At 67.1% G+C, this 9935-nt stretch carries 12 protein-coding genes; 2 read left to right on the forward strand and 10 right to left on the reverse strand.

Annotation, left to right across the window (positions count from 1 at the left end; all coding sequences use genetic code 11):
- The 6 genes from A9X03_RS23580 to A9X03_RS23605 form a co-directional block, all read right to left on the reverse strand.
- Nucleotides 1–1091 (reverse strand): cytochrome P450 (locus A9X03_RS23580; RefSeq protein WP_068263279.1); only part of this gene is annotated, 1091 nt, incomplete at its 3' end.
- A gap of 54 nt (nucleotides 1092–1145) precedes the next feature.
- On the reverse strand, nucleotides 1146–1565 hold the full coding sequence (locus A9X03_RS23585; protein ID WP_067750038.1) for a lipoprotein LpqH: 420 nt from the start codon (nucleotides 1563–1565) through the stop codon (nucleotides 1146–1148).
- A gap of 13 nt (nucleotides 1566–1578) precedes the next feature.
- On the reverse strand, nucleotides 1579–2412 hold the full coding sequence (locus tag A9X03_RS23590; RefSeq protein ID WP_068263281.1) for an SDR family oxidoreductase: 834 nt from the start codon (nucleotides 2410–2412) through the stop codon (nucleotides 1579–1581).
- A 6-nt stretch (nucleotides 2413–2418) separates the two neighbouring features.
- Nucleotides 2419–2892, reverse strand: coding sequence for an SRPBCC family protein (locus tag A9X03_RS23595; protein ID WP_197498853.1), 474 nt, complete (start codon nucleotides 2890–2892; stop codon nucleotides 2419–2421).
- Between the two features lie 38 nt (nucleotides 2893–2930).
- Nucleotides 2931–3341: a resuscitation-promoting factor RpfC gene (rpfC, locus tag A9X03_RS23600; RefSeq protein ID WP_197498608.1), complete on the reverse strand. Its 411-nt coding sequence runs from the start codon at nucleotides 3339–3341 to the stop codon at nucleotides 2931–2933.
- Nucleotides 3342–3473: 132 nt separating this feature from the next.
- A complete protein-coding gene (locus A9X03_RS23605; protein ID WP_067890370.1) occupies nucleotides 3474–4055 on the reverse strand; it encodes a chorismate mutase in 582 nt (193 codons plus the stop codon).
- Nucleotides 4056–4099: 44 nt separating this feature from the next.
- Here A9X03_RS23605 and A9X03_RS23610 point away from each other — a divergent pair, with 44 nt between their 5' ends.
- Nucleotides 4100–4717, forward strand: coding sequence for a hypothetical protein (locus A9X03_RS23610; protein WP_197498852.1), 618 nt, complete (start codon nucleotides 4100–4102; stop codon nucleotides 4715–4717).
- 73 nt (nucleotides 4718–4790) lie between these two features.
- On the opposite strand, the gene A9X03_RS23615 is transcribed toward A9X03_RS23610, so the two are convergent.
- On the reverse strand, nucleotides 4791–5777 hold the full coding sequence (locus A9X03_RS23615) for an esterase family protein (protein ID WP_067750046.1): 987 nt from the start codon (nucleotides 5775–5777) through the stop codon (nucleotides 4791–4793).
- Nucleotides 5778–6377: 600 nt separating this feature from the next.
- Between A9X03_RS23615 and A9X03_RS23620 the strand changes: the two genes are divergently transcribed.
- On the forward strand, nucleotides 6378–7484 hold the full coding sequence (locus A9X03_RS23620) for a hypothetical protein (RefSeq protein ID WP_068263284.1): 1107 nt from the start codon (nucleotides 6378–6380) through the stop codon (nucleotides 7482–7484).
- Nucleotides 7485–7495: 11 nt separating this feature from the next.
- Here A9X03_RS23620 and A9X03_RS23625 read toward each other — a convergent pair whose 3' ends face one another.
- The 3 genes from A9X03_RS23625 to A9X03_RS23635 form a co-directional block, all read right to left on the reverse strand.
- Nucleotides 7496–8044, reverse strand: a complete 549-nt coding sequence (locus A9X03_RS23625; RefSeq protein WP_067750050.1) for a YceI family protein — start codon at nucleotides 8042–8044, stop codon at nucleotides 7496–7498.
- A gap of 14 nt (nucleotides 8045–8058) precedes the next feature.
- On the reverse strand, nucleotides 8059–9072 hold the full coding sequence (locus tag A9X03_RS23630; protein ID WP_067750052.1) for an alcohol dehydrogenase catalytic domain-containing protein: 1014 nt from the start codon (nucleotides 9070–9072) through the stop codon (nucleotides 8059–8061).
- Nucleotides 9073–9082: 10 nt separating this feature from the next.
- Nucleotides 9083–9935: cytochrome P450 (locus A9X03_RS23635; protein ID WP_231975449.1), on the reverse strand; the 853-nt coding region annotated here is incomplete at its 5' end.

Here is a 9935-nt window from a genome sequence, read left to right on the forward strand (position 1 = left end):
AAGCGGTGCGGATCCGCGAAGACGGACGGGTCGCGGTTGGCGGCGGCGAGATAGACGAGCACCAGGTCGCCGCGCCGGAGCCGCTGGCCGGCCAGCTCGACGTCGCCCAATGCCACCCGTGCGGTCAGCTGCACCGGCGACTCCAGCCGCAGGATCTCCTCGACGGCGTTGGGCCACAGCTCGGGGCGGCGCCGCAGGGTGTCGAGGCGGTCGGGCGCGTCCAGCAGCATGCGGATCCCGTTGCCCAGCAGGTTGACCGTGGTCTCGAATCCGGCCGCCAACACCAGCCCGGCGATCGCCTGCAGCTCGTTGGAGTCCAAATATGTCTCGGCAGAGCCGCTTTCGGCTATCTGAATCAGCTGGCTCATCAGATTGTCGCTCGGGGCGCGCCGCAGCCGGCTCAGATGCTCGTCGAGCCAGGAGCTGAAGCCGGCCAGCCCTCGCTGCACACTGCGGTACTGCTGCCACGTCAGCCCGATGTCGAGACTCGGCGCGGCGAGCTCACCGAACTCCAGCACCCGCCGCCGGTCCGGCTCGGGTACGCCGAGGATGTCGCTGATGATCGCGACCGGCAGCTGCGAACAGTACCGCCCCACGATGTCGACGACCTGGGAGGCGCCGGACTCGGCGGCCAGCCGGTTCAACAGCTCGGTGGCGGTCTGCTCCACGCGGTCCCGCAGCGCGGCGACCGCCCGGGGAGTGAACACCGCCGACACCGTCTTGCGATACCGGGTGTGGTCCGGCGGCTCGACGGCGAGCAGCGACGGCGCGCGAAGCGGATGCAGCAGGTCGTCGCGGGTGCGGCCCTCCAACCATCGCAACGGCCCCGGCAGATTCGCGCCGAACATCACCACGCGGAAGTCGTCGGAACGCAGCAGCTCGTGGGCGAGCGCATGATCGGCCGTCAGGTAGCTGACGCGGCCCTTGACCAATGGGCCCGCGGCCCGCAGTTCGTCGTAATAGGCCACCGGATTGGCGGCCACCGCCGGATCGGCGATCAGCCGGGCGTGCAGGTCTCCCCGCCGGACCCCGAGCGTCGCGACGCCCCGGATGAAACCGTGCATCGCCAACCAGTGCAGTCGTTCCTTCACCGCCCCCTCCAACGATCGATGTCTTCCGAGCCTAGGCCCGAATCCCTGACCGGGTCAGCACTCGGCGATGATCTTGAAGTCGGTCGTGATGACCTTGTTCGGGTTGCTGCTGTTGATGCCGTAGGCGCTGCCGGTGATCGTGTACGCGTCGTTGGTGACCTCGGCGTGCGCGTCGCCCACCCCGCCTTCCCAGAAGCTGCCGGTGAACCCGTCGACGTTGCGGATCTTCACCCACTGGGGCATCACCCGGTAACCACTGGTGAGCACCACGGCCTCGACGGCGCCGTCGCGGTCCTTGATGTCGATGGTGCGGTACTGCTGGTTCTGGCTGCACGACGGCGGCCGCGTGCTGTGCGTGGCGCCGTCGATGGTCAGGCGGGCCGCTTTCCGCGGCGTGGTCTGGGCCTGACCGCACCCCGCGAGGCCGAAACCGGCGATCACGAGGACGACAACCGCGAGTAACCGGTTTCGCACCGGTTCACCTCCTTCACTGCCGATCCGGCATCATCCTGGGCAGGGACTTGACGATGCTGCGTCGCACGAACTCCGGACTCAGACCCTTGAAGAAGTCGATCAGCCGAATGCTCTTGGGCACGTACCAATGCAACCGCTTCGGGTGGTGGTAAGCCTGCCACGCGGTTTCCGCGACGCTGCTCGCCGGCATCAATCGGAGCATGCCCTTCTTGGGCGCGGTGGCGCGCAGCTCCTCCGCCGTCATCGGCGCGCGGCGGTCGTTGGAGTGATTAGTCGTCGTGGTCAGGATGGCGGTGTCGATCAGACCGGGCAGCACGTCGGCGACGCGGACGCCGTGTCGCTGCCACTCGACGCTGAGCGCCTCGGTCAGGCCCTTGACCGCGTGCTTGGTCGACGAATAGACCGCGAGGCGCGGCATCCCGTAGGTCGCGGACGAGGACGACGTCGAAAACATCAGGCTGCCCGGCGTCTCCTTCAAATATGGCAACGACGCGTAGGCGCCGGTCAGCACGGCCTTGTAGTTGATGTCGACGACGCGCATGGCGGCCTCGTAGGGCACGTCCTCGAACCAGCCGGATTCGCCGATGCCGGCGTTGTTCCACATCATGTCGAGCCCGCCGCCGGTGTTGCCGGCGCAGAAGTCGGCCAGGGCACCCTCCAGGGCCGCCTTGTCCGTGACGTCGACGCGGCGCGTCCACAGCCGGTCGCCGCCCAGTTCGTCGCGCAGCGTGGCCAAGCCGTCCTCGTTGCGGTCCACGGCACCGACCCGCCAGCCCTTGGCGTGGAAGAGCTTTGCGCCCTCGCGGCCCATGCCGCTGCCCGCGCCGGTGATGAAGACCGATGTCACTGCGCGTCAGCCCGTCTCGACCACATCTTTGATGCGGTTCAGCGTCTTGGTCATGTCGCGGACGTTGCGGCGCTTGCGCAGAAAGCCACCGAACAGCCAGTAGAGGCCGAGCCAGGGGGCGGGGTTGAGCCGGAACGACTCGGTCACGTCCGTGCCGCCGCCGCTGGGCGCCAACCGGTAGTGCCAGTTGTTGACCGCCCGATCACCGAGCAGCACCGCGAAACCGAATTCGCGGCCGGGTTCGCACGCGGTGACTTCGCAGGTCGTCCAATACACCGGTCCGATCTCGTTGCGCCTGACGTGGCCGCGGAATTTGGCGCCGAGGGCCGGGCCACTTGCGTCACCCAGCCACTCGGCTTCGAACACTTCCGGGGAGAACCGTCCGATATTGCGAACGTTCGCGATGAGATCCCAGATCTTGTCCGCGGACGCCGCCATATGAACAGTGGCCGAACCTTCCATGCGCTGATCCAAACACAGCTTCCCGCTCGGTCATAGACCGCGACGGTGGTTGATCGTCAGTGCGGAGCCGCCGCCTGGATCAGCCCGTTGATGATCTCCTTGATGCCCTGCGCGGGGTGCGAGTACCAACCGATCGGCAGGCCCGATTGCGCGCCGCACTTCGGCCACGCTTCCACGCCCTGGTCGGCGAAAACCCGGTTGGCCACGGCGATTTGCTGCTCCCTGGTGGCGGCCGCCGGGTTGCCGACACCGCCGTACGCGGCCCAGGTGGCCGGCTTGAATTGAAGTCCGCCGTACTCACCGTTGCCGGTGTTGGCGTGCCAGTTACCGCCGGACTCGCACTGGGCGACCGCGTCCCAGTTGGGGGTGGGGGCGGAGGTGGCGATACCGGTGGACGAAGCTATCGACGCTGCAACGAACCCGCCGACCGCCAGGGACTTGACGAGAGGCTTGCAGAGAATTTTCATGTGATGGATTTCGGCCGCTGTGGCCAAAGCGTTACCTATTCGAAAATGGTGCGAGATATGCCTTCCAGCTGCGGAAATGGCCTTATTGCGGCACGGGAAGAAAGTGTTAGAAACCGTTGAGGAAAAAATAAATTATTGCTGGCAATATGACCGGGTTGCTAACGCCAGCGCCCGTTGGTAGATGGCGTCGAGCCGGCGCGTGCGGACGACGCCGTCCCTGGCGAGGTCGAGCTGCGCGGGGCAGGCGGCCGAATGCAGGAGGTCCCAGTCGGCCACGATCTGGTTCAGCATCGTTTGGTTGAGGTCGTCGATCGCCGACCGGGACGCCGCCAGGTCCGCCGACTGGGTCGGTGCGCCCGCGGGATCGAGCTTCCAGTCCGCGAACCGGCGGTATTCGATCCCCTCGGTGGCGTTGATCTGGTCGCCGAAGACCTTGGTGACGTAGTCGGGGTCGACTTGCCGGGCCGAGGCCTGGGTTGCCAATTTCGCGAGTTCTTGCTGGACGCGGTCGGGGTCTTCGATAGGCCCGTGGGTTTGCCACTTGACCGCGGCCACCGGTTCGGCGATCTGCAACCGCTGCGCGGCGGCGTCGACCAACCCGGTGAGCGCGTCCGCGTCGTCCGCCGCCGCCGGCGATGCGACGAACACGGCCAGCGCGCCGACGAAGCCGCCGCAGCGCGCGGTCAGGCTGATGCGGCGGCAGGTCATGACCATGATTCTGCGGCAGCGGGGCACTTCGGAGTTAGCCTGAAGTGCTGATGTCGTCGATCATGGGCAGGCGCGGCCCGCAGCGCGTTGGCGGGAAGCGCGGAAAGTCGTTGCGTTCGAAGCAGATTCGTGCGCTGATTGCGGTTGCGCTGGCGCTTTCGTTGTTGTTGGGCGCTGCGATCCTGATGATCGACCGCCTGCATTCCACGCCCGCCGACGCCCTCGACCATCCCGCCAGCCCGGTGAGTGACGATCAGTCGAGGACTCAGGTTGTCCAATCGGCCCGGAACGTCGTGGCCGCGGCGGCCTTGCGGACGGCGTCGGCCGGCTACTCGCTGATGTCGTGCAAGAACCGCGACGACCCGCCGTACCAAGGCGCGGTCTACCTGACGTTCTCGGTGCCCGCCGCGCCGCGGGCCGACATGTACTTCGCCCGAATCGCCGCAACGCTGACCGACCACGGCTGGACCGAGGGCCTGCCGCCCAACAATCACGCCTTCGCCACGACGTTTACCAAGGACGCCGTCACGGTGATCGTTTACCGCCACGACGACGAGCCCAATGTGGGCGTGCTGCGCGTCTACGGCGAATGCCGGAACATGACCGATCACCGCGCGGACGCGACCGCCTGGACCGATATCACCGGCGAGTTCGCCAGGCCGAGCTGATCGGGCGGGAAACGCACCGCTGCGCCCGACGGCGTCGTCGTCGGGCGCAGCGGTGAGCTCGGTACAGCTGAGGTTATCCGCCGCCGGGGGTGGCACCCAGGCTGCTCTGCAGGTCGCCCTTCATGGCGTTGAGCTGGGCGCCCCAGTACTCCCAGCTGTGGGTTCCATAGGGCGGGAAGTTGAACACGGCGTTGTGGCCGCCGGCCGCGTTGTAGGCGTCTTGGAACTTCTTGTTGACGCCGATCATGAAGTTGCTCTCGAGGAACGTGGCCGGCAAATTGGCACCGCCCAGTTCGTTCGGAGTCCCGTTGCCGCAGTACACCCAGAGCCGGGTGTTGTGTTCGACAAGCAGGTTGACGTTGACCAAGGGGTCGTTACGCTGCCACGCGGGGTCGTTGTCAGGCCCCCACATGTCTTCCTTCTTATAGCCGCCGGCGTCGCCCATCGCCAAACCTATCCAGCCCTGCCCCGTGGACGGGCTGAGGTAGCCAGACAGCGACCCGGCATAGACGAACTGCGCCGGGTGGTAATTCGCCAGGTTCATCGCGGAAGCACCCGCCATCGAGATCCCGACCGCGGCGCTGCCGTTCGGCTTGACACCCTTCTCGGACGAGAGGTACCCGGGCAGTTCGCTGGTCAGGAACGTTTCCCACTTGTAGGTCGAGCAGCCGGCCTTTCCGCACGCGGGGCGGTACCAGTCGGTGTAGAAGCTGGATTGCCCGCCGACCGGCATGACGATCGAGAGACCCGACTTGTAGTACCACTCGAACGCGGGCGTGTTGATGTCCCAGCCGTTGTAGTCGTCCTGAGCGCGTAACCCGTCGAGGAGGTACACCGCCGGGGAGCCGCTTCCGCCGCTCTGGAACTGGACCTTGATGTTGCGGCCCATCGAGGCGGACGGCACCTGTAGATACTCGACGGGCAGACCCGGGCGCGAAAACGCGCCCGCGGTCGGCGCGCCGCCGGCAAGACCGACCAGGCCCGGCAGGGCCGCTGCCGCTGCCGCACCGACTAATAGCCGGCGCCCCCAGGCCCGGACCTTCTCGCTCAGTTCTGTCATACCTGCCCCTTGTCGTATGTGATGGCGGTCTCAGCAGGAATTTACCGGGTGAATAGGCCGAATGTCGATCGGGACGCGGTGTCATCTCGATTTGGTATCGCTTTTCTTCCGGCAATTTCGCGGCCCGGATTAGGGCACGGCAGCCCTACCGGCCGGCCGGTTCGCCACCCGGCACCACCGGGGACCGGTCCAAAACGCCTGGCAGCGGTGGCTGGGCCCGGGTTTTACTCAATGGCACAAAGGCCCATTCTCGGTCCCGCCGTGACGGGCGCCCGCCCCGCGACGGCTAACCGCCGCGGAAAAGGCCGATTCGGTGCGCAAGAGCTTTATCACGGCGGAAACATGCGACGGTTTCGCGGCGCCGCGGGCCGCTCGCTCACCGGCGCGTCCCGTCCGCGGGCGGCGGTTGTCGCCCGGGGGCGAAGCCGAACCGGGGCAGCCGGACTTGCGCCGACCGCGTAGGCTCTCACGGAGCAAGCCGATGGAGACCACATTTTCTCGGTCCGTTCCGGCTCTCACGAACCACCTCACCAGGGGAATTACTGGTGCGCGCGGTGCGGTGAGGGTGTCGGAGGTCCGGGACCGATTGGGGCATAAGTTTTGGACACGGTACTTGGGCTATCAGTGACGCCGACCGCCATTGGGTGGGTCCTCGCTGAGGGACACGGCGCGGACGGCACCATCCTGGACCACCGGGAGATGGCGCTGGTCCCAGGCCGCGGCGTCCGCGCCCTCAGTACCGCAGAGCAAGTAGCCGACGAGGTATTGCGGGTGGAAGCGCAGGCGGCTGCCAGCGATCGCCGGCTGCGCGTCATCGGGGTTACCTGGAACGACGAAGCGTCCGCCCAGGCGGCACTGCTGCTGGAAGCGCTTACCGACGCCGGCCTCGACAACGTCGTGCCGGTCCGTGCGCTCGACGCGGTCGAAACACTGGCCCAGGCCATCGCGCCGGTCATCGGCTACGAGCAGACCGCCGTCTGCCTGCTCGAACGTGAGGGGACGACCGTTGCCATGGTCGACACTCACGACGGGGAGACACGGACGGCCACCAAGCAGGTGGGCGGCGGCTTCGACGGCCTGACCCGCTGGCTGAGCGGCATGTTCGACCGCAATGGCTGGCAGCCGGGCGGGGTCGTCGTCGTCGGCGCGCAGAGCGACGTCGACGGTTTCTCCTGGCAACTCGAAAAGACGCTGCCGGTACCGGTTTTCGTGCAAACGATGGCGCAGGTGACCATCGCACGGGGCGCGGCGCTGACCGCCGCCCGCAGCACCGAGTTCACCGACGAGCAGTTGGTGATGCAGGACAGTGCGCCCGCCGCACCGCCCGCACCGCAGCGCAAGCTTTCATACGCCGGCGCCGTCACCACCCTGGCCGCCGGTGTGGTCACGTTCGTCTCCTCGTTATCGCTCGCCGTGGGTATTCAGTTGGCCCCGGCCAGCAAGCCTGGCCCACGGCACGCGGTGCAGCCGCCCACACCACAAATCGCCGAAGCCGTGGCGCCGCCCCCGGTCGTCGCGCCGCTGACCCCGCAGGCGAAGGTGCCCGCCGGTGAACCGATTACCGAACCCGCCGCCCCAGAGGTGCAGCAGTCCGAACCCGACACCCGGCAGCCCTACCTGACAAGGGTTCTCGAGCACATACCGGCCGACGCCGGTGAGCCGACGGGCGACTCGGCGCCACAGGCGCCCGCGCTGCCGCAGCCCTGACGTCGAACCGCTCAGGCGTCCTTCGCGTGTGTCGCGGTGAAGGACAACGCAACGTCGTCGGCGACCTGGAGCGAACCCATCAGCAGTGAGTACGGCTTGACGCCGTAGTCCGTCTGCCGGACCGTGGACTCGGTGGACATGCGCCACGCGTCCCCGAGATCCTCTGTCCGCAGCTCGATTACGTGGTTCCGCGTCTTCCCCCGCACGGTGAGTTCGCCGCTGAGCCGGTATCCATCGCCGGTCTTGTCGACCGCCCGTGCGACGAAACGGATCTCGGGAAACCGGCTGGCATCCAACGACTTCAGGGCGTTGGACCGCACCAAGGCCTTCTCGGGCGCGGACAATCCCTTGACACCGCCCTCGCCGCGCAGCACCTCAAGCGAGTCGGTTTCGACCACGAGCTCGACCGCGGCCGGCTCGGAACCGGCCCAGCTCACGGTGGCGTGCCAGCGGGTCATCGCGATCGTGAGCCGGTGCCCCATCCGGGCGGCGCGGCCCTGGACTCCCGTGGCAAGCAGTAGTTCGCCGTCGGACGCGTCCAGTCGCCACTCGTCGGTCATGGGCCGATGTGCGATCACATCGTCAGGACCGTGCGGTAATGCGCGCGTCCCTGCTCCAACGCCGCGTAGCCCTCGGCGGCCTGCGACAGCGGCAGTTCCTCGACCCAGGCCCGCACCCCGGACAGCACGGCGAAATGCATTGTGTCTTCAACATCTTTCGCCGTGCCCGAGGGATGCCCGACGATGCTGATCCCGGGTGTGATGAGCTGGACGGGACTGATCGGCAACGGTTCCGGCGTGACGCCAATGGTGACGAGCTCGCCCTGCGGCGATATCCCGCCGACGGTCGCGGCCATCGCTGGCGAGTTGCCCGCGGTCGCCAGCACGACCGCGGCCCCACCCAAGGCCTTCAGCGCCTCTGCGGGATCGGTGGCGGTGGAGTCAATATAGTGGTGGGCGCCCAACTTCCGGGCGTCCCCCTCCTTGCCGGTGCCGCGAGCGATGGCGATGGTCTCGAAGCCCATCGCCCGGGCGAACTGCACCCCGAGGTGCCCGAGCCCGCCGACACCGAGGATGGCGACCCGGTCGCCCGGCACCGCCTTCGTATGGCGCAGCGCGTTATAGGTGGTCACACCGGCGCATCCCATCGGCGCGGCTTCCGCGTCGGAAAGCCCTTCCGGTATGCGAGCGAGCGCGCTCCCCGGGACGGTCACCGATTCCGCGTACCCGCCTGGATATTGGTAGCTGGGGACCTTCCCGTTCTCGCAATGGATGAAGTGGCCTTTCCGGCATTCATCGCAGTGGTAGCAGCACCCGCCGAACCACCCGACCGCGACCCGATCGCCGACGGCGAAACCGTCCACACCCGCACCGAGTTCGGCTATCGTCCCGGCGATTTCGTGCCCGGGCGTCAACGGCCACGTCATGCCGGGGAAGCCACCGGCGACAAAGTGTGCGTCCGTGCCGCAGATTCCGCACGCGGTCACGGTTATCCGCGCCTCACCGCGTCCCGGTGGCTTGGTTTCGACATCGACCAGTTCCAACGGTGCCCCGGCCGACGCTACGTGAACTGCTCGATGGGTTGCCATGCAGTTGAGGCTACTGGGCGGCAGGGGATTTCGCGCCGTCGGTGTGGTAGTCGACCTGCCAGTGCTTGATCCCGTTGAGCCAGCCGGATCGGAGCCGTTCGGGCTTCCCGATCGATTCCAGGTTCGGGATGCCGTCGGCGATGGCGTTGAACATCAGGTCGATGGTCATGCGCGCCAGGTTCGCGCCGATGCAGTAATGCGCGCCGGTCCCGCCGAAACCCACGTGCGGGTTCGGGTCGCGCAGGACGTTGAAGGTGAACGGGTCGTCGAAGACGTCCTCGTCGAAATTGGCTGAGCGGTAGACCATCACCACCCGCTGGCCCTTCTTGATCTGCACGCCGGACAGTTCGTAGTCCTCGAGCGCGGTGCGCTGGAACGACGTCACCGGGGTGGCCCACCGGACGATCTCGTCGGCCGCGGTGGCGGGGCGCTCCCTCTTGAACAGCTCCCACTGATCGGGGAAGTCGGTGAAGGCCATCATGCCCTGGGTGATGGAGTTGCGGGTTGTTTCGTTGCCGGCCACGGCCAGCAGGATGACGAAGAAGCCGAACTCGTCGTCGGAGAGCTTGTGGCCGTCGATGTCCGCCTGGACCAACTTGGTGACGAGGTCTTCGCCGGGATTCGCCGTCCGGTCGGCGGCCATCTGCATGCCGTACATGATGAGTTCGACGGACGCGGTGATGGCGTCGTTGCTGGCGAACTCCGGATCCTGGTCGCCGACCATCTCGTTGGACCAGTGGAAGAGCTTCTTGCGGTCTTCCTGCGGCACACCCATCAACCCGGCAATCGCCAGCAACGACGCCATCACCGCGTCCGTCGAACTCATCATGTACGGCATGCAGATGGCCGCCGACCGGAGTGTC

The sequence above is a fragment of the Mycobacterium sp. E1715 genome (genome assembly GCF_001667625.1).
Lineage (GTDB): Bacteria > Actinomycetota > Actinomycetes > Mycobacteriales > Mycobacteriaceae > Mycobacterium.